The sequence below is a fragment of the Streptomyces sp. 4F14 genome, assembly GCF_048159485.1.
GTDB lineage: Bacteria > Actinomycetota > Actinomycetes > Streptomycetales > Streptomycetaceae > Streptomyces.
In genome coordinates this window covers 226389-244789 of the sequence record NZ_JBLRVY010000013.1, presented here as the reverse complement: position 1 = coordinate 244789, position 18401 = coordinate 226389, and the positions used below count along the sequence as shown (strand labels likewise).

The 18401-nt window shown below is 73.5% G+C and carries 13 protein-coding genes and 1 tRNA gene; 6 read left to right on the top strand and 8 right to left on the bottom strand.

Annotation, left to right across the window (positions count from 1 at the left end; translation table 11 throughout):
• The first annotated feature begins 29 nt into the window (after positions 1-29).
• The 3 genes from ACLZOT_RS23930 to ACLZOT_RS23920 are packed head-to-tail and all read left to right on the top strand — an operon-like array spanning position 30 to position 1996.
• On the top strand, positions 30-269 hold the full coding sequence (locus ACLZOT_RS23930) for an acyl carrier protein (RefSeq protein WP_416971083.1): 240 nt from the start codon (positions 30-32) through the stop codon (positions 267-269).
• Positions 269-1495: a beta-ketoacyl-[acyl-carrier-protein] synthase family protein gene (locus ACLZOT_RS23925; RefSeq protein ID WP_416971082.1), complete on the top strand. Its 1227-nt coding sequence runs from the start codon at positions 269-271 to the stop codon at positions 1493-1495. Before ACLZOT_RS23930 ends, ACLZOT_RS23925 begins: the two co-directional genes overlap by 1 nt.
• A 9-nt stretch (positions 1496-1504) precedes the next feature.
• A complete protein-coding gene (locus ACLZOT_RS23920) occupies positions 1505-1996 on the top strand; it encodes an SRPBCC family protein (protein ID WP_416971081.1) in 492 nt (163 codons plus the stop codon).
• On the opposite strand, the gene ACLZOT_RS23915 is transcribed toward ACLZOT_RS23920, so the two are convergent.
• From ACLZOT_RS23915 to ACLZOT_RS23905, 3 genes are all read right to left on the bottom strand, one after another.
• Positions 1982-2572, bottom strand: coding sequence for a GDSL-type esterase/lipase family protein (locus tag ACLZOT_RS23915; protein ID WP_416971080.1), 591 nt, complete (start codon positions 2570-2572; stop codon positions 1982-1984). The genes ACLZOT_RS23920 and ACLZOT_RS23915 overlap by 15 nt on opposite strands.
• A 447-nt stretch (positions 2573-3019) precedes the next feature.
• Positions 3020-5119: an MmgE/PrpD family protein gene (locus tag ACLZOT_RS23910; protein WP_416971079.1), complete on the bottom strand. Its 2100-nt coding sequence runs from the start codon at positions 5117-5119 to the stop codon at positions 3020-3022.
• Positions 5119-6690: an MFS transporter gene (locus ACLZOT_RS23905; protein ID WP_416971078.1), complete on the bottom strand. Its 1572-nt coding sequence runs from the start codon at positions 6688-6690 to the stop codon at positions 5119-5121. The genes ACLZOT_RS23910 and ACLZOT_RS23905 overlap by 1 nt, the downstream gene beginning before the upstream one ends.
• Before the next feature lie 181 nt (positions 6691-6871).
• Here ACLZOT_RS23905 and ACLZOT_RS23900 point away from each other — a divergent pair, with 181 nt between their 5' ends.
• From ACLZOT_RS23900 to ACLZOT_RS23890, 3 genes are all read left to right on the top strand, one after another.
• Positions 6872-7528 (top strand): TetR/AcrR family transcriptional regulator, encoded by a 657-nt coding sequence (locus ACLZOT_RS23900; RefSeq protein WP_416971077.1) that lies wholly within the window; start codon positions 6872-6874, stop codon positions 7526-7528.
• A 109-nt stretch (positions 7529-7637) separates the two neighbouring features.
• Positions 7638-7724 (top strand) — tRNA-OTHER (locus ACLZOT_RS23895).
• Between the two features lie 39 nt (positions 7725-7763).
• On the top strand, positions 7764-8687 hold the full coding sequence (locus ACLZOT_RS23890; RefSeq protein WP_416971076.1) for a diacylglycerol/lipid kinase family protein: 924 nt from the start codon (positions 7764-7766) through the stop codon (positions 8685-8687).
• Positions 8688-8723: 36 nt separating this feature from the next.
• On the opposite strand, the gene ACLZOT_RS23885 is transcribed toward ACLZOT_RS23890, so the two are convergent.
• From ACLZOT_RS23885 to ACLZOT_RS23865, 5 genes are all read right to left on the bottom strand, one after another.
• Complete coding sequence (locus tag ACLZOT_RS23885; RefSeq protein ID WP_416971075.1) at positions 8724-9593, bottom strand: hypothetical protein; 870 nt, start codon at positions 9591-9593, stop codon at positions 8724-8726.
• 78 nt (positions 9594-9671) lie between these two features.
• The gene (locus ACLZOT_RS23880) at positions 9672-10748 is read right to left on the bottom strand and encodes a threonine synthase (RefSeq protein WP_416971074.1); all 1077 of its coding nucleotides are present in this window, start codon (positions 10746-10748) and stop codon (positions 9672-9674) included.
• Positions 10748-13048, bottom strand: a complete 2301-nt coding sequence (locus ACLZOT_RS23875; protein WP_416971073.1) for a penicillin acylase family protein — start codon at positions 13046-13048, stop codon at positions 10748-10750. Before ACLZOT_RS23875 ends, ACLZOT_RS23880 begins: the two co-directional genes overlap by 1 nt.
• Complete coding sequence (locus ACLZOT_RS23870; protein ID WP_416971072.1) at positions 13035-14279, bottom strand: MFS transporter; 1245 nt, start codon at positions 14277-14279, stop codon at positions 13035-13037. The genes ACLZOT_RS23875 and ACLZOT_RS23870 overlap by 14 nt, the downstream gene beginning before the upstream one ends.
• Positions 14276-18394 (bottom strand): amino acid adenylation domain-containing protein, encoded by a 4119-nt coding sequence (locus ACLZOT_RS23865; protein WP_416971071.1) that lies wholly within the window; start codon positions 18392-18394, stop codon positions 14276-14278. Before ACLZOT_RS23865 ends, ACLZOT_RS23870 begins: the two co-directional genes overlap by 4 nt.
• Positions 18395-18401 lie beyond the last annotated feature (7 nt).

Genomic DNA, 18401 nt, shown 5'->3' with positions numbered 1-18401 from the left:
CGCACCGACGACCTGACAGGAGAACCGCCATGAGCGACATCTACCACCGCATGGTCACGCTGCTCCAGACCAGCTTCGGACTCGAAGCCGACGAGATCAGCCCCGAACAGACCTTCAACGACCTCGAACTCGACTCCCTCGCCATGGTCGAACTCTCCCTCGCCGCCCAGGAGGAGTTCGGCGTCCAGGTCGGCGACGAGGACATCAGCGCCCAGGACACCGTCTCCCGCGCCGCCGAGGTCATCGAGGCGAAGGGCGTGACCGTCTGATGCCGACCGCCCGCTTCGACGCCGCCGTCACCGGCGTCGGCATGGTCACCTGCGCGGGGATCGGCGTCCCGGCGTCCTGGGCGCGCATCCGCGACGCCCGGGGCACCGCCGCCGGGCCGGTCCCCGCGCTCGACGGCACCCCCGCCGACTTCGGCTGCGCCGTCCCCGGCTTCGACCCGGCCGCCGCCGTCGGGCGGCGCCGGGCCTGGCGCCTCGACCGGTGCAACCAGTTCGCCATCGCCGCCGCCGCGGAAGCCGTCGCCGACGCCGGGCTCGACCCGGCCGCCTGGGACGGCGCCCGCGTCGGCGTCGTCCTCGGCAACGGCATCGGAGGCGCCGCCACCTGGGAGAAACAGCACGACACCCTCCGCGACGAAGGCCCCCACAAGGTCTCGCCGCTCCTCATCCCCATGCTGTCCATCAACATGTCCGCCGGCTACGTCGCCATGGAGTACCGGGCCCGCGGACCCAACTTCGTCACCGCCACCGCCTGCGCCTCCGGCACCACCGCCATCGGCATGGCCCGCGAACTCCTGCGCGCCGGCCACTGCGACATCGTCCTCACCGGCGGCACCGAAGCGCCTCTCGTGCCGTCCATCGTCTCCGGCTTCCACCAGATGGGCGCCCTCTCCAAAGGCCGTACGGCCACCGCGTCCCGGCCCTTCGACGCCGACCGCGACGGCTTCGTGCCCGCCGAGGGCGCCGCCGTCCTCGTCCTCGAACACCCCGACCACGCCGCAGCGCGGGGCGCCCGCGTCCGGGGCCTCGTCAGCGGATACGGCGCCTCCGCCGACGCCCACCACGCCACCGCCCCCGACCCGCAGGGCGCCGGCGCCGAACTCGCCGTCCGCGCGGCCCTGTCGGACGCGGGGATAACCGGCGCCGACGTCACCCACGTCAACGCGCACGGCACGTCCACACCGCTCAACGACGTCTCCGAAGCGCGGCTCATCCGCCGGGTCATCGGCGCGCATCCGGCGGTAACCTCCACCAAAGGCGTCGTCGGGCACGCGCTCGGCGCCGCCGGAGCCATCGAGGCCGTCGCCACGGTCCTCACCATCGAGCACGGACACGTCCCGCCCACCGCGAACCTGGAGAGCCTCGATCCCGAGATCGACCTCGACGTCGTCGCGAAAGCGGGCCGTGACCTGCCGGTCGAGGTCGCGGTGTCCAACTCCTTCGGCTTCGGCGGCCAGAACGCGGTACTGGTCTTCAGCAGGGCCTGAGGGGGGCATGTGAGCGAGGAACGCAGGTGGCGGGTCGAGGAGAGCGTGATGGTGCGGACGAGCCCCGGGCGGGCCTACCGCACCATCAGCGACGTACGGCGCATGGGCGCGTTCTCCCCCGAGTGCGTCGGCGTCTGGGTCCACTCGCGCGGCCCCGTCACCCTCGGCACCCGCTTCAACCGCAAACGGCTGTGGCTCTGGTTCACCCACTGCCGCGTCGTCCGCGCCGAGGAGGGCCACGACTTCGCCTTCCGCGTCACCACCTTCGGCCTGCCCGTCGCCCTGTGGGGCTACCGGTTCACCCCCGAGGAGGACGGCACGCGGATCACCGAGTACTGGGAGGACCTGCGCACCGGCCGCAAGGGCCGGTCGGCCGAACTGCTGGGGTTCTTCACGGGGACGAAGCCCGAGGTACGGCACCGGGCCAATGCGGAGGGGATGCGGGTGACGTTGGGGCGGTTGAAGGGGGTGCTGGAGGGGGGTGCCTCAGACGGGCGTTAGCCCGCCCAGCGTTCGTACGACCGCTGCCGCCGCCACCGCGTGGCCCCGGCTGCTCAGCCGCCACTGGCGGGTGCCCCAGAGGTCCGGGCCCGCGGCGTCCCCGTGCGCGGCCAGGTCGACCTGGACACAGCCGTGACGCAGGACCACCGCCCCGATCCGCTCCGCGAGCAGGCGTTGGCGTGCGCGCAACGCCGTGCGGCGGTCCGGGGGAAGCTGGGCGCCCCGTGCCAGGTCGAACGGCGTCACCACGACGACCGTCCGGCAGCCCGCCGCGCGCAACGCCGCCAGCACCCTGCTCAACTCCAGCTCCAGCGCGTCCGGATCGAAGGACCGTGCCCTCAACTCCGGCCCACCGCAGGCCAGGAGCGCGAGATCGGCACCGAAACCCAGCGCGTCCGCGAGCTGGGTCGACCGTATGTGGGACAGCGGCAACTCCCGCCTGGCCCGCAGCTGGAGACAGGCGGACCGCCGCTCGGCCTCCCGCAGCGCCGCGGCGACACGATCCGTCCACGGGGTACGCGCGTACCCCGGCACGAGGGCCGTCCCGGCGGAGTCGACGACACTGTCCCCCAGCACGACGGCACGCCGCGCCCCGACGGCCCCGAGCAGCCTGACGGCTTCACCGGGGGAGAGGCAGTGGGGGTCGGCGTCTTCGCCGGGGAGGTGAGGCGGTTGGTCTACGGCCGTGCCGGGGGCCTGTGCTCGTGGGCGGGCGGCTCGGCTGAGCGCCTGGAACCGCGCGCCGGGGGCTTTGCTCGGGGGGAGGGGCTGGGGGGCGGTGGCTGCGCGAGGTGCTGGGGGTTGTGGGTGGGCGGCTTGGTCGGGGGTTTCGTCGGGGGTTTCGGGCTGGGGGTCAGTTGCCTCGGTCGGTCGTAGGTGCCGTGAGGGCATGTTCGGGTTCGGCTGGGTCGTTGTTCGGGGGCGTCTCGGTGCCTCGTCGTTGTCCTGTTCCCGTTCGGGCATCGGCCGGGCTCCCTTCTCGGGCACGGTCCGCCCGAGCTGGCGTGGCCGCGTGTCTCCTTCTCATGAGTCCCGAGACAGCCGGCGAATACGGTTCGTGTGCCCGGGGATGTGTTCCTCCGCGCGCATCCGTACGATCTCGGCCCACGGCACGGGCCCGCTGAACACCTCCTCACCGTCGTCCCCGACGAGGCGTACGGCGACCTGTGCGGCCCCTCGGTCCTTCGGTGTCCGGGCGAGCAGGCCCACGAACTCGGCGGCGTTGCGGCGGACCAGGTCCACGAGGACGTCCGGGCCGGCCGAGGAGATCAGGTCGGCGACGGCCTTCGGCTCCATCGCGGGGCCGTTGTCCAGGCCGGCGGGGGTACCGGCCAGGACCTGACGCGCGGTGGACGCCAACAGGCGCTCGCTGAGGGCGACATGGGCGAGCGTCCACTCGATGCCGCGCTCGCCGGGGGCGGGTGCGGGCGGTGGGTCGCCGTGGGTGGCGGCGGTCGCGGCGGCGATCAGGGCCACGTAGGCGTCCTCCAGCGGCGAGGTCTCCATGGCGGGGCCTTTCCGGGGGTTGTGGGTGTCGCCCGCGCCCCGAGCGGCGACGCGCTGGACGCCGGCCTCGGCAGTGGGGCGTGGGGTGGGCACGGCGAGGGCGAGATCCACCAGGAGCCGGACCTCGCCGGGACGCAGATGTTCAAGCCGCTCCACCAGCTCGACGACGTACGGATCCCCGCCGCACGCGAGGAACTTGGTACGGGCGAGCGCCAGGGGACCGGCGCCGTCGGCAACGCCCGCGCGGCTCGGGGTACGCGCGGCACCGGCGTCGTCCGCACCCCCCGCCGCCCCCACAGCCCCCCGTCTCTCCGCGCTCAGCTCGCGGCCGTCCGTGAGGCGTACCGTCACCCTCGCGCCGAGGTTCTTCGTGGCCCAGCGGAAGTCCGTCTCGGGTTCCAGCCAGGCGGGGGGCAGGGTTTCGGCGGCGGTGGGGTCGATGGCTCGTAGCCAGGGTTCGGCCCGGGGGCCCGCGCGGCGTAGGGCCTGGCCCAAGGGGGCCGTGGAGAGGAGGGCTCGGCGTGTGAGGTCGGGGGCGTGTTCGGTGCGGACGCGGGTTGCCAGGGTCCAGCGGTCGGGGTGGGTGACCGCGGGGGGTGCGAGGTCGGTGGGGAGGAGGGTGCCGGTGAGGAGGGCGGTGGCGATGTTGTAGGGGAGGGAGAAGTTGAGGGCGGCGACGCTGGAGTCGGGGCCGATGGGGTGGCGGCGGGCGATGCGGTCGAGTCCGGCGGTGAAGACCGAGCCTTCGACCACGACCTCGGCGATGTCCTGGAGGGCGGTGTCCGCGAGCGCGTGGTGGAGTTCGATCGCGCAGTCGACGGCGGCGCTGATGTAGGCGCTGCCGGGGTGGATCTTGTAGGAGAACGTCTCCGTGTGCCAGAGGCTCCCGAGCCCGGCGAGCGCTTCCTCGGGCAGCGGCACGTCGGCGAACCGGCGCAGGAACCCTTCGGGGTGTTCGAGGATGTCCTCGGGCCCGGTGAGCCCGTGCCGGGCGCCGTCGCAGGCGCTCAGCCCGATCTGCACGGGCACGGCCGCGACCAGCAGTTTCGCGTCGGTGGTGAAGAACCCGCGCGACAGGGTCCAGGTCGGCACGGAGAACGCCATACCGAGCGCGTGCGCCCACGTCCCGGCGTCCGCGTCCTCCGCGCGCAGCCGTCCGGCGACCGCCCCGGCGAGGTGGGTGTGCCCCGCGGTCTGTCCCCGGAACGGCCCGAGTGTCGCGGCGGCGGTGATCCGCGCGGCGGTCTCCCCGGCCGCGAGAACGGCCGTGAGCAGACGCCGCCCGTCGAGCCCGAGGGGCCCCGCGTACACGAGCGGCACGTTGACGGTGGAGTGCGACAGGTGACCGGCGTACGCGGTGTCGTCGAAGTCCAGGCAGACGGTCGCCATGCACAGCGACCGTACGGCGCGCTCCGGATCGTCCTGGAGCGGGCCGCCGTAGGCCCGGGTGATCCGCGCGCCGAGGGGGTGCGCGTATCCGGCGCGGGCGGCGGCGAGCTGGCTGAGGATCTGGGCCTTGAGGTGTTCGGCGACCCGCGCGGGCGCGTCGTCGAGGTTGAGCCGGGCGGCCCAGTCGGCGAGGCGCCGCAGGACGGCGGGCTCGGGGGCGCCCGGCATCAGGTGCGCTGCCCGGTGGTCTTCGCCGGGGTCTCGGCGACCGCCTCGGGCTGCTCCGGTGGTCCGCCCTTGAGGAAGAGCAGCGCGAACAGGCCGCCGGCGAGGGCGCCGGCCCCGGCGATCTGGAGGGCCAGGTCCATGCCCTGCACGTACACCGGGCCGACCGCGTCCAGGACCGTTCCGCGGATCTCCGGCGGGAGGGCGGCGGCGCGGGACAGGTCGCCGTCGCCGAGGAGGCCGACGGCCTTGGCCCGCGCCTCGGCGGGGAGGCCGGTCTCGGCGAGGGCGCCGGGCATGCCGTCGCGCAGGTGACGCAGGAGCAGCGCGCCGGCGAGGGCGACCCCGAAGACCGTACCGACCTGGCGGAACGTGTTGGAGACGCCGGACGCGGTGCCCGCCTGCTCCGCGGGGACGGAGCCGAGCAGCGCGACCGTGGCGGGTGCTCCGGTGAAGGAGACGCCGACGCCGAGGAGGATCAGCGACCACCAGTACGCGCCGAACCCGGAGCCGGCCTCCAGGACGGTGAGCCCGAAGAGGCCGCCCGCGGAGAACAGGGAGCCCACGAAGATCGGCAGCCGGGGCCCGGCCTTCGCGGCGACCACGCTCGCGGCGAACGAGGCGACCATGATCGGCACGGTGAGCGCGAGGAACCGGACGCCGGTCTCGACGGAACTGAGCCCGTTGACGCTCTGGAGGTACAGCGTCAGCAGGAAGATCACCGCGAACAGGCCGAACAGGCTGAGGAAGTTGACGAGGCCGGCGACGACCACGATCGGGCTGCGGAAGAAGCTCATCGGCAGCATCGGGTCGGGCCGGCGCAGCTCCCACAGCACGAACAGCAGCAGCGTCACGGCCGACACGGCGAACGCCCCGAGGATCACGCCGGACGTCCAGCCCTCGCCGTTCCCCTCGATCAGGCCGTACGCCAGGGACGCGATTGCCGTGATGAACAGGAGCTGCCCGAGCGGGTCGAGCTGCCGCTCGCGCGGGGCGCGGTTCTCGGTGAGGAGGCGGGCGAGCAGGACGGTGGCGAGGACGCCGACGGGGGCGTTGACCCAGAAGATGCTCTGCCAGCCGAAGTGGTCGACGAGGAACCCGCCGAGCACGGGCCCGGTCGACAGGGCGATGCCGCCGACGCCCGCCCAGATGCCGATCGCCTTGGCGCGGGCCGCGGGCTCGGTGTACGCGGCGGAGACCAGGGCGAGCGAGACCGGGATCATGACGGAGCCGCAGACGCCCTGGAGGGTCCGGCCGACGAGCAGCATCCCGATCGAGCCGGACAGCGCGCACAGCACGGAGCTGAGCGTGAAGCCGACCAGACCCGCGAGGAAGATCCGCTTGCGGCCGAGGATGTCGCCCAGGGTGCCGGCGGTCAGCAGCAGACACGCGAAGGTCAGCGTGTACGCGTCGATGATCCACTGGAGCTGGGTGATGTCCGTGGACAGGTCCGCCTGGATGTCGGGCAGCGCCACGTTCACGATCGTGGCGTCGAGATAGACCATGAACACGCCGAAGCACAGGAAGGCGAGCAGAAGCCCCTTCCGCTGGCCCGGGGCGGTGGTGTCGCTCATCGGGTTCCCTCGCGATCGAAGGTCGGGAAAGACGGGTCTCGGGGACGCCGAAGGGGAGCGGGTCCGCCTTTTCGAGGCTAATGACCGACGGTCAGTCAGTCAACTGACCGACCGTCGGTCAGGTAGATTGGGAGGGATCCCCGGCACGTCACGGAGGGTCCGAGGACAGGAGACGAGCCCCATGGCAACGGCAGCACCGGCAGACCCCGAGAAGCCCGCGCGCCGCAAGCGCCGCACCATGAGCCCCGACGACCGCCGCGCGGCCCTCATCAAGGGCGCCGCCGAGGTCTTCCGCGAGAAGGGCATCGCCGCGGCCACCGTCGCCGAACTCGCCGAGGCGGGCGAGGTCGCCAAAGGCACCTTCTACCTCTACTTCGACTCCAAGGACCACCTCCTCGGCGCGATGTGGGAGGAGTACGTCGACGGGTTCCTGCGAGACACCCGCGCCATGCTCGACGAGGGCGGCGCGTGGTGGCCCAGCCTCGACCGGCTGATCACCACGATGGTCGAACACGCCGTCGAGAACGCCACCCTCCACCGCATCGTCTACCGCTCCGCCAACGCCAAGGCCCTGGAGCTGTGCCACGCCTCCAACCAGCGCGTCGTGGACCTGATGTGCGACTTCGTCGCCCGCGGCACCCTCGTCGGAGCGTTCCGCGCCCGGGACACGCAGCTCGCCACGCGCATGATCTTCCACGCCGCGGACGGCCTCCTCGACGACCTGATCAGCCTGGAGGAGCCCATCGACCTCGACGAGGTCACCGCGACGATCCTGGAGCTGGCCCACCGTGGGCTCGGCGACCCGGACCTCGGCCTCGACCTTGGCTCCGGCCGCTGACAGTGACCTGAAACGGCCGTCTCAGCTCCGTCTCAGCGGGATGTCAGGGCACTGCGGAAGAGTCTGCGGTGCACCGGGGAACGGACGAACGGACCGTCGACCGGCGCGAGGAGAGGTACCCGAAGCGGCCCAACGGGGTACCGAGGCAACTCGGTTCGGGTCTCGGCCCACGCAGGTTCGAATCCTGCCCTCTCCGCCCCTGCCCGTGTCGTCCACCCCGGCTAGGAGTGCCGTCATGAGCGACCCGTTCACCTCGGCCCTGGTGATCGCCAACCCCGCCTCGGGCACCTACGAGCCCGGAACCGCCGAGACGGTACGCCGCCGGCTCACCGACGCGGGCCTCACCACCCGCCTCACCCTCACCGAACACCCCGGCCACGCCCGCGAGGCAGCCGCCGGCACCCGGACCCCCGGCGGCCCCGACCTGGTGGTGGCGATCGGGGGTGACGGAACGGCCCACGAGGTGGCGGCGGGCCTGGTCGACGGCACAGGCCCCGCCCCCGCCCTCCTGACCCTCCCCACCGGCACCGGCAACTCCTTCCACCGGGAGATCTGGGCCGACCTCCCCTGGCGTGAGGCCCTCGAACTCGCCCTGACGGCACCTCATGTGCGGGCGATCGACCTGGCCCGTGTCGCCGAGAACGGCGCGTCGGTGCTGCTCGGTGCCTCGACCGGCGTCGTCGCCCAGTCCCTGATCACCGCTCGCGGTATCGCCGACGCGGGCCGCGACCGGTACGAGAAGGCGGTCGCCGCGTCCCTGCGGACGTTCACCCCGTACCCGGGCCGGGTCCTGGTCGACGGCGAGGTCGTGCAGAAGGGGCCGACCGTCTTCGTCGACGTCGGCGGCGGGCGTCACCGGGGCGGCCGGTTCAAGCTGTTGCCCCACTCGGTCCTGGACGACGGCCTCCTCGACGTCTGCGTCGTCGGCACCGCCCTCCCCCTGCGCGAACTCCCCGCACTGTCCCGCGACGGCGGCCACGTCGGCCGCGAGGGCGTCGTCTACGCGCGCGGCCGGAGCGTCGTCGTGGAGCGCACCGACGGCCACCCGCTCGTCTTCGAGTGCGACGGCGACGTACTGGACCCGCCCCGCGAACGGTTCACGCTGGACGTCCGCCCGGGGGCCCTGCGGGTCGCGGCCCCGCCGCCGGACGGACGCTGACCCGGTGAGGGGCGCGGGCCCCTCACCGGGCGGGGCTCACAGGCCGTACCGGCTCTTCAGGTGGCGCCAGAAGTCACGGAACATCCACTTGTCGAACTCGGTGATCTGCGCGGCGGACCCGGCCTTCATGAGGAAGCAGCACTGCCCGGTCGGGGTCCAGTCGTAGAAGTCGTCCAGGCCGAAGGTGTGGCCGACCTCGTGCAGGTAGATGTGGATGTTCTCCTGGTCGAGGGTGTTGACGAAGTACTCCTGTCCGACCCGCTGGCCCCAGTCGCCGCCGGCGCCGCCGCCGAAGCCCTTGGTGAGCCAGAGGGACTGGTCGTAGTGGCGGGCGGCGCCGCCGGGACAGCGGGAGTAGTTGCCGTCCTGGTGGAAGAAGCGTCCGCAGTCGGGCGAGCACTGCGGGGCGTTCTCGTTGATGTTGTTGACGTAGATGTCGACGGAGTTGTCGGTCCACTGGAGGGTGGAGCGGTTGCGCACCGCCCAGCCGACGATGTTGACGGGGACGCTGGTGTACGGCCAGGCGTTCGTGCCGGTGCCGTTGTCCAGCATCGCCGCCATCCACTTGGCGAACTGCCGCTTCAGGTTGGCGTGGATACGGTCGCGCAGGGCGGCGCTGACGGGGGCGTCGGAGTCCCACCGTACGCAGTAGTTGATGCTTCCCCGGTTGGCCATGACCTGGTCCCAGCCGTAGTTGCGGAAGCCGTAGAGGTTCGGGTACGTCGACTCGACGTGGTTCCAGACCTCGTTGAGCGGCTGCACCAGGTTCGAGGGGGGAGTCCACTGGTCGGCCGCCGCCGTTTTCGCGGGGGCGGCCTGGGCCAGGGAGAGGTTCGTACCGGGGGCCGCCGCGAAGAGGGCCAGGGCGGCGAGGAAGGTGGCTAGCCGTGCAAGGAGCGTACGCATCGCGAACTCCCTTGGTGGGGGGTGGACTTCACTGTCCGGTTCGCTTGTCGCCGCTGCTCTGCCGAAGGTTGCCGCGTGTCACAGCCCTTTGAAGAAGTGCGAGGTCGCCACCAGCACCGTGTGCTCGCCCTCCCCGATGACCCCCTCCGCCCGCAGCCGCTCGTACGCCGCGAACACCGTCACACTGCTGGGCTCCCACACGTGCCCCCGCCCGCACAGCCGCGCGTACCACTCGCCGGCCGCGTCGGAGGAGACCACCACCGCCGAGCCGCCCGAGAGCGTCACGGCCCGGTGCGCCTGGACGGTCGTCGTGTGCCCGCCGATCGACGACAGCCGCCCGCTGTCCCCGGGGAAGTGCCCGCCGACGGGCGCCCCGCCGAGGACCGCCGCGAGCCGAGGGAAGGGCTCGACGAGGTGCAGCCGGGGCATGGGTACGCCGGACAGGTCGGCGAACCCCCGGTAGACGCCCCACGCGAGGTCGCCCCGGCTGGTGGGGACGACGACGTGCCGGACCTCCTCGGCCGCCTGCCCGGCGATCTCCCAGGCGATCCGCTTGTAGCCCTCGATGCCGACCGGGTGGCAGCCCACGAAGGGCTCGGCGGTGTTGGACACGGCCAGCGTGTCCGGCCGCGCGGCCAACTCCCGTACCAGGCGCACGCGTTCGGCGTCGGTGTCGAACAGCCGCAGCTCCGCCCCGAGGTCGGCGAGCCACGCACGCACCGGCTCCGGGAGCCGCGTGTACCCGGCGACCGTGCAGCGCAGGCCCGCCGCTGCGGCGTACGCGGCGAGGGCGAGCCCGGCGTTGCCGGAGGAACTGATGGCGACGCGCTCGTACCCGGACGCGGCGGCGTGGGCGACGACCGTCGCCGCGAAGCGGTCCTTGTGGGAGCCGGTGGGGTTCGCGGCCTCGTTCTTGACGGACACGCCCGGGAGCCAGGGCAGCCGCAGCAGCGGGGTGTTCCCCTCGCCCAGCGCGGGCGTGTCCAGGTACGGCTGGCGGTCGGCCGGGGGCGTCGTGTCGTCGTACACGCAGAACAGGTTGGCGTTGCGGCCGGCCGCGTCGCAGGCGGGGCAGCCCCGGGGGTGGTCCCCGACCGGGAAGCGGGCCGCGCACTGGACGCACTCCAGGCCGCGCAGCGCGGGGGACAGGGGCATCACGGCCTCCGAAGTGTCAGGACACGGGCCGCCCGGTCCGGCGGGCCCTCCAGCGGGACCGGGTACAGGCGGCCCGCCGCGTGCAGCGGGGTCTGGTCCTCGTAGTGGGGTGAGCGGGGATGGCCCGAACTGCCGTGCCGCAGCACGTCCCAGAGGCGGGGCCCGTCGGGCCGCAGCTCGGCGACGAACCGCCAGGGCGCCCCCTCCACCACGGTCCCCTCCCGGTCGGGGGTCATCAGCCCGACGGTGTGCCCGCTCCCGCCGGCCGGCGTGGTGACCCCGCCGAACAGGACCGGCACCGCCTTGGCCAGCGCGTGCCGGTCGCGGAGGCGGTGGACGTGGTCGTGGCGCCAGTGCGCGGGGTCGTCGCCGTGGTCCCCGGCGATCGACGCGGCGGCCTCGGCGAGCGCGCGGGCCACGGTCGCCGGGAGCGGTGTCTCGTCGCCCAGGCGCCGCCTCGCCCCGGGGGAGGTGAGGAGATGGTCGACCTGGAGGGTGACGTCCGGCATCGCGGCGGCGAGGTCCTTGCCGAGGCGGTCGTACACCCAGTGGTCGGTGAGTTTCTGGAGGAGCCGGAAGAAGATCAGGGGCGCCGCCTGTCCGGCGTGGGCGTGGCCGTCCCAGTCGGCGAGGAGGCGGTGGCAGGCCGCCGGGAGCGGCTCGGCGGGGGGTGCCTCGGCGAGGGCGGTGAGCAGGACGGGCAGGATCCGGCGGGCCCGGCCGTCGGCGGTGTCGTTCTGCCAGGCGGCGCAGGTCTCGGGGGTGATCCGGGGCGCGCTGGTGATCAGCTCCTCGATGCGCTCGGCCCGGTAGGGGGCGACCCAGTCGGCGCCGACGTCCCGGGGGTCGTCGTCGGGGAGCAGCTTGTGGTTCGCGGAGACGATGTGGCCCCGCTCGGGGTCGGTGTCCTCCGGGAGGTCGTCGAAGTCGAGGAAGTCCCGCCAGGAGGCGGCGACCTGGGCGTGCCCGTCGGGGGCGCGTCCGCTGCCGGGGAGCCGGGCGGGGACGCGGCCCGCCGTCTTCACGGAGATCGTGCCGTCCTGGCAGGCCCAGACGACGTTGAGGACGGGCACGCCGAAGCCCTTCAGGGCGTCGCGAAACGCGCCGGGGCCGCTCGCGCGCCACATCGACTGGCAGGCGGCGATCTCCACGGACGGTGCGAAGCCGCTCCAGTACAGGCCGTACCGGGTGTCCGTGCCGGGCGGGTCCAGTTCGACGTAGCCGTCGCCGCCCGCCGCCCGGACGGTGACCGGGGACTCGCCGCGAATCGTGATGGTGCTGTCCTCGTGCCACCGGGGCGGCCCGTCGGGCAGGGTGCACAGGTCCTGGGTGTCGACGGTGGCGTTGGTGATGCCCCAGGCGAGGCGGCGGTTGGCGCCCGCGATCAGGCCGGGGACGCCGGGGACGGTGACGCCGTAGCCGTATTCCTCGGGGAGGGCCAGGCCCGTCTGGTACCACAGGCTCGGCTGGGTGAAGGGGACGTGCGGGTCGTTCGCGAGGATCGGGTGGCCCGAGGCGGTGAGGGTGCCGGAGACGGCCCAGGCGTTCGAGCCGATGGGGTGCTCGCCGTCGAGGAGGCCGTCGAGCCAGCGCCGGGACTCGGCGGGGAGGGCGGCGGTGGCCGGGGGAGGGACATAGGCGCGGGGCGCCGCGCTCGCGCCGCTTCGGACGGTCACCGCCCCGTCCTCCGGGTAGCGGGGTTCGGCGAACGCGGCCAGATACTCGGGGTGTTCGGCCGCCAGGCGGGCGCGGAACGTCTCGTTCTTGACGTTGACCGCGAGGTCGAAACCCAGGTGCTTGACGATGAGCAGGGAGTCCAGCGGCGTCCACGGCTCGGGCCGGTAGCGCAGGAGGAGGAACTCGACGGGGAGGCCGCCGCGCCGCCGCATGCGGTGCACGGCCGCGTTCACCCCGGCGCTGAACGCGTCGAGCGCCGCCCGGTGTCGAGGTTCCAGCAGCCGTTCCGAGCTCCGGGCGACCCGGATCAGCGCGAGCTTGCGGGCCCGGACGTCCTCGTCCCGCGTCACCGCGCCGAACACCTCGGACAGCCGCCCCCGGGCCCGCCGGCGCAGCACGTCCATCTGCCACAGCCGGTCCTGGGCCTGCGCGAACCCGGCCGCGAAGTACAGGTCGCCCTCCTCGTCGGCCCGGATCCACGGCACCCCGCGCAGGTCGCGCCGGATCTCGGCGCCCCGCGTCAGCCCGGGCAGCCTCAGCGTGCCCCGGTCCGTGTGGGCCCAGCGGCCGGGCAGGGCCGCCACCGACAGGGCGCGGCCGACGACGCGCTCACGCCGGTTCACGGGTCTCCTCCTGCTCGGCCGGTGCCGCGATGCCGGGGAGACGGCGGCCGACGAGTACGTAGATGGCGACGGCGACCAGCGCCAGCGAGCCCACGCCGAGGAACATCGTCGTGCCGCCGAAGCCGGTCAGCAGCAGCCCGCCCGCCGCCGGTCCGACGAACCCGCCGAACTGGGCGAAGGTCTGGGCGCCGAAGTAGCTGCCCCGGCCGGTCTCGGGCGCGATGCGGTCGATGATGGCGAACTCGGCGGGCACGATGAACGTCTCCCCGACCGAGAACACCACCATGGCCACCACGAACTGCCAGGTCTCCTGGGAGACGGCGAAGCCCACCATCCCCGCGAACAGCAGCAGCCCCCCGAGGATGATCGACGTGACCGGTTCCCGCTTGCCCGAGAAGCGCGAGGCGATCATCTGGAAGCCCACGACGGTCACGGCGTTGGTGGTGAGCAGGTAGCCGAGGATCGCCGTCCCGTCGTGGAAGCCGATCGCGAGGTGCTGGGCGAGCAGCGCCGAGATCTTGCCGTGCACGGACTCCAGCAGCAGCCCGGCGACGATGAACCACAGCAGCCGCCGGTCGGTCGCCACCACCCGCGCGCTGTCCCGCAGCCCGCGCAGCACCGACCCGAAGTGCTCGCCCCCGGCCGCCTCGGCCTTCCGTACGCCCGTGCTGAACAGCAGGCTCAGCCCGAGCAGCACGAGGTAGCAGGTGTAGACGGCCGCCGAGATCAGGAACGCGGTCCGGCCCCCGGACACCCCCGCGAAACCGCCGGCCAGCGGCCCGACGGCGAAGCCGACGTTCAGCGACAGGTACTGGTACGAGAACCACTTGACGCGCTTCTCGTCCGGCAGCAGGTCGCTGAGCATCGCCTTGCCGACCGGCCCGAAGGACGCCGCGCTGATCGACAGCGCGGCGTTGCACGCGAACACGGCCAGGATCTGGTGGCTGACGTAGAACCCGAGGAACGAGGCGATCACGCCGAGCAGCGAGAGCAGCAGCAGCCGGGGCCGGCCCAGGATGTCCGAGAGCGAGCCGCCCACGAACCCGGCGAGCACCGAGAAGAACACGGACGAGCCGACGATCAGACCGACCGTCGACGGGTCGAGGTTCAGCTCGCGGCGGAGGAACACCGCGAGGAACGGGACCGTGAAGGAGTTCGCCAGGGCCATGATGCCCGAACCGACGATCAGCAGCCTCGCGATGAACGGGGGCGAGGCGGTGGTGCGCGTCATCGTGGACGGTGTCCCTTCACGGCGTCGTGGGGTGTGCAGAAGTCCCGCATCAGCCCGGACAGCGTCTCCGTCACCGGCATGCGCAACAACCCCTCGTGATCAGTTGCAATCTTCTCGCACCTGAGATCAGTGTTCAAAAGAGGCGTCCAGCCGCCCGTCAAGTCCGCCCGCCCGGTGTTCTCCGTCGCCTCCACCAGCAGGACGGGTACGTCGGTGAGCCCGCCGGCCGCCGGCCACTCCAGGGCCGCCAGCCGGACGTAGTCCGCGAACGCCTCCCGCAGCGAACCGCCGACCAGCTCGGCCGCCGGGCCCATCCGCCGCTCCACCCGGTCCAGGACCTCGGCCTCCGGCAGGGCGCCCAGCTCCGCCAGCACAGCGGCCGAGTACTCCCGGCCGACATCGGGGAAAGCCGCCGCGAGACTCCCCAGGAAGAACGCGAGCAGCCGCTCACGAGGCTCGGCCAGCTCCGCGCGCAGCGCCTCCGGGGCGAGCGCGTCCAGCAGCACGAGCGACAGCACCTGTCCGCCGCGCTCCACCAGACGCCGGGCGACCTCATGCGCGAGGGCCCCGCCGAAGGAGTGGCCCACCAGATGCACCGGGCGCCCCGCCGCCTGAGCCGCGACGATCCGCGCGCACTCCTCCGCGAGCACCGGCACGGTCAGGCCGTCGCCGTGCGCCCGGACCACCTCCCGGGTCGACAGGGCGTGGAAGGACCGCTCGGGGAAGTGGGCGGACAGCGGCCCGTAGGAGGCGCCGAGGCCCAGGATGCCGGGGAAGGCGAAGACCGGGGGAGCGCCGTCGGGGCGGGAACGCAAGGGGAGCAGGACGTGGGTGGTGGGGAGGGGGGTGGGTGCGGGGGTGCCGGACGCGGGCGAGGCGGGGATCTCGGGCGCGAGCAGGCCGGATGCGCTCGGCTTCGCCGAAGTACCGTCCGAGGTCCCGCCCGTGAGACTCCCGCCCGTGAGCAGCTCGCCCAGCCGGACGCCCGGATCGCCCGTCACCCGGCCCAGCAGTTCCGCGAACTCCTCCGCCATCCCCTCCACCGTCGCCCGGTCGAACAGGTCCGTGTTGTAACGCCAGTTCAGCCGGAACCCCGCGCCGTCCTCGGTGACGTCGAGGACCAGGTCCGTCTTCGCCTCCTGGCCGGGCATCCGCACAGGCGTCACCGTCAGCCCGTCGAGGCTCAGCGGCACGGTCTCGTTGTTCTGGACGACCAGCATCAGCTGGAACAGCGGGGAGTGCCGCGCGCTGCGCTCCGGGTTGAGCCGCCTGACCAGCTCCTCGAACGGCACGTGCTGCCGCTCCAGATCGCGCAGGGTCTGGTCACGGACCTGGGCCAGCAGATCGCCGACGGTCCCCGACGCGGCGACCCGCGTGCGCAGCACCACCGTGTTGACGAACATCCCGATGACGTCGTCGAAGTCGGTGCCCGGCCGGTTGGCGACCGGCGTGCCCACCACGACGTCCGGCTCCTGGCCCCGCCGGGCGACGAGCAGCGCGAACGCCGCCTGGAGCAGCATGAACAGGGTCAGGTCGGCCGAGCGCGCCGCCCGCGCGAGGTCACCGTCCACCCGGCGGGTCACGGTGTCCCCGTGGTACGTCATCCGCTCCGGCCGGGGCCGGTCCAGCGGCAGGGAGTGCTCGGCGGGCAGGTCCGCGAGCCGCCCCTCCCAGTAGTCGAGGTCGCCCTGCGCGGCGGACGTACCGAGCCACTCCCGCATGCTGTGGGCGTAGTCGGCGTACGTGGCCGCGAGCGGGGGCAGCGGGTCGCCGGAAGCCCGCTGGGCGAAGTGGGCGTACAGCACGCCGAGTTCGCGCCCGAGGACGGCGTTGGACCAGCCGTCGCCGGCCACGTGGTGCAACGTCACCAGCAGCCCGTGCACCCGCTCCCCGAACCGCACCACCCGCACCCGCACCGGCAGATCCCGCTCCAGATCGAACGGCCGGGCCGCCTCCTCGGCCGCCAACTCCTCGACGACCCGCCCCACTTCACCTCCGCGCGCCTCCTCCACCGGCACCCGCACCCGCTCGGCGGGCAGCGCCACGGCGACGACCTCACCGTCCTCCAGCCGCAGCAGACTCCGCAGCGGAGCATGCCGTTCGGCCAGCGCGACGAAGGCCCGTTCCAGCGCCGCCACGTCCAGCTCGCCCTCCAGGAGCAGGGACATGTGCAGGTTGTACGCCGAGCTGTCCGGCTGCATCCGCGACAGGAAGTACAGCCGCTGCTGAGCGGACGTGGCCGGCCGCCGCTCCTGGTCCGGTGCCTTGAGCAGCGGCACGACCGGGCCCCCGTCCGGCTCCCGGTCGCGTACGGCGGCGGCCAGGGCGCGCGCGGTCGGCTCGCGCAGGAAGTCGCGCAGGGCGACGCTCACCCCGAAGTCGGTGCGCACGCGCGCCAGCAGCCGGGTCGCCAGCAGGGAGTGGCCGCCCGCCTCGAAGAAGCTGTCGGCGGGGGCGATCCGGCCGCCGGGCAGCAGGTCGGCCATGGCGGCGACGATCCGCGCCACCACCGGGTCACCGCCCGTGTCGTCCACCGGCGTGTGGTCGCCCGGCGCCGGGTCGGGCAGGGCGCGGCGGTCGAGCTTGCCGTTGTGGGTGAGGGGGAGCGCGTCGAGGGGCACGAACACGCTGGGCAGCATGTACTCCGGCAGCACCTGCGCCAGCTGTCGGCGCAGCTCGGCGCCGGGCCCGTCCGCGACGACGTACGCCACGAGCGCCCGGCCCTGCTGCGGCAGTTCGCGGGCGACGACCGCCGCCTCGGCGACCCCGTCCAGGGCCCGCAACGCGCCCTCCACCTCGCCGAGTTCGATGCGGAAGCCCCGGATCTTGACCTGGTCGTCCCGGCGGCCGTGGTAGACGAACTCCCCGTCGGGCAGGAGCCGGGCCAGGTCCCCCGAGCGGTAACCGCGCCCCCGCCCGCCGGGCAGCTCCACGAACCGCTCCCGGGTCAGGTCGGGGCGGCCCAGGTAGCCGAGGGCCACGCCGGGGCCGGTCACCACGATCTCGCCGGTCTCCCCGGCCGCCACCGGCGCCAGCTCCTCGTCGAGGAGCAGGAACTCCAGGTCGGGCAGCGGACGCCCGATCAGCGACAGGCCCCGGTCCAGGTCGGCGCGGCGTACCCGCCGGAAGGAGGCGTGGACGGTCGTCTCGGTGATCCCGTACATGTTCACCAGGGCCGGGGTGTCGTCCCCGTACTTGTCCGCCCAGCGTTTCAGGTCGGAGAAGTGCAGGGCCTCCCCGCCGAACACCACCCAGCGCAGCGGCAGCCGGTCGGGGTGGCGGACGTCCTCGGCGGCGAGCTGGTTGAAGGCGGTGGGCGTCTGGCTGAGCACCGTCACGCGCTCCTCGCGCAGCAGCGCCCGGAAGGCCACCGGGTCCTGCGCGGTCGCCTTGGGGACGACGACCAGCGTGCCCCCGTACAGGAGCGCGCCCCACATCTCCCACACCGACACGTCGAACGCGAAGGAGTGGAACAGCGACCACACGTCCTCGGGCCCGAACCCGTAGTGCCCCTCGCTGCTGCTGAACAGCCTGAGCACGTTCCCGTGGGTGACCTGGACGCCCTTGGGGCGGCCGGTCGTGCCCGAGGTGAAGATGACGTACGCCCGGCTGTCCCGGCCGGCCGGTACGACTGCCGGGGCGCCGGTCCCGGACGGCGGCGGCGCGTCCACGCGCAGGACGGCCCGCTCGCCGGGCAGCGCGGCCAGGTCCCCGGAGGTGATCACGACGGCCGGGTCCGCGTCCTGGAGGATCACGTCGAGCCGGGCGCGCGGCGTCGCCGGGTCCAGCGGCACGTAGCAGCAGCCGACGCGCAGCACGGCGAGGGCGGCGGCGACCATGTCCGCCGACCGCTCCAGCAGGATCCCCACCGGGCGGGCCGGGTCGACGCCCAACGCCTGGAGAGCGCCCGCGAGTTCGGCCGCCCGCTCGTCCAGCTGCCGGTACGTCAGCGACCGGCGCCCGCAGCGGACGGCCACCCGGTCGCCGTACGTCCGCACGGCGGCGGCGAACGCCTCGGTCAGTGACCCGGCGCGCGCGACACCGGACGGGCCCGGCACGGGAGTCGTGCGCAGGGCGACCCGGCGGCGCAGTTGTTCCACACGGTCCTTGTTCATCGGGGGG

Excerpts from the sequence above, each read along its gene's own strand:
- ACLZOT_RS23930 (WP_416971083.1), top strand. The coding sequence starts at position 30 with ATGAGCGACATCTACCACCGCATGGTCACGCTGCTCCAGACCAGCTTC.
- ACLZOT_RS23925 (WP_416971082.1), top strand. The coding sequence starts at position 269 with ATGCCGACCGCCCGCTTCGACGCCGCCGTCACCGGCGTCGGCATGGTC.
- ACLZOT_RS23910 (WP_416971079.1), bottom strand. The coding sequence starts at position 5,119 with ATGCCGGGCGCCCCCGAGCCCGCCGTCCTGCGGCGCCTCGCCGACTGG.
- ACLZOT_RS23905 (WP_416971078.1), bottom strand. The coding sequence starts at position 6,690 with ATGAGCGACACCACCGCCCCGGGCCAGCGGAAGGGGCTTCTGCTCGCC.
- ACLZOT_RS23900 (WP_416971077.1), top strand. The coding sequence starts at position 6,872 with ATGGCAACGGCAGCACCGGCAGACCCCGAGAAGCCCGCGCGCCGCAAG.
- ACLZOT_RS23890 (WP_416971076.1), top strand. The coding sequence starts at position 7,764 with ATGAGCGACCCGTTCACCTCGGCCCTGGTGATCGCCAACCCCGCCTCG.
- ACLZOT_RS23885 (WP_416971075.1), bottom strand. The coding sequence starts at position 9,593 with ATGCGTACGCTCCTTGCACGGCTAGCCACCTTCCTCGCCGCCCTGGCC.
- ACLZOT_RS23880 (WP_416971074.1), bottom strand. The coding sequence starts at position 10,748 with ATGCCCCTGTCCCCCGCGCTGCGCGGCCTGGAGTGCGTCCAGTGCGCG.
- ACLZOT_RS23870 (WP_416971072.1), bottom strand. The coding sequence starts at position 14,279 with ATGACGCGCACCACCGCCTCGCCCCCGTTCATCGCGAGGCTGCTGATC.
- ACLZOT_RS23865 (WP_416971071.1), bottom strand. The coding sequence starts at position 18,394 with ATGAACAAGGACCGTGTGGAACAACTGCGCCGCCGGGTCGCCCTGCGC.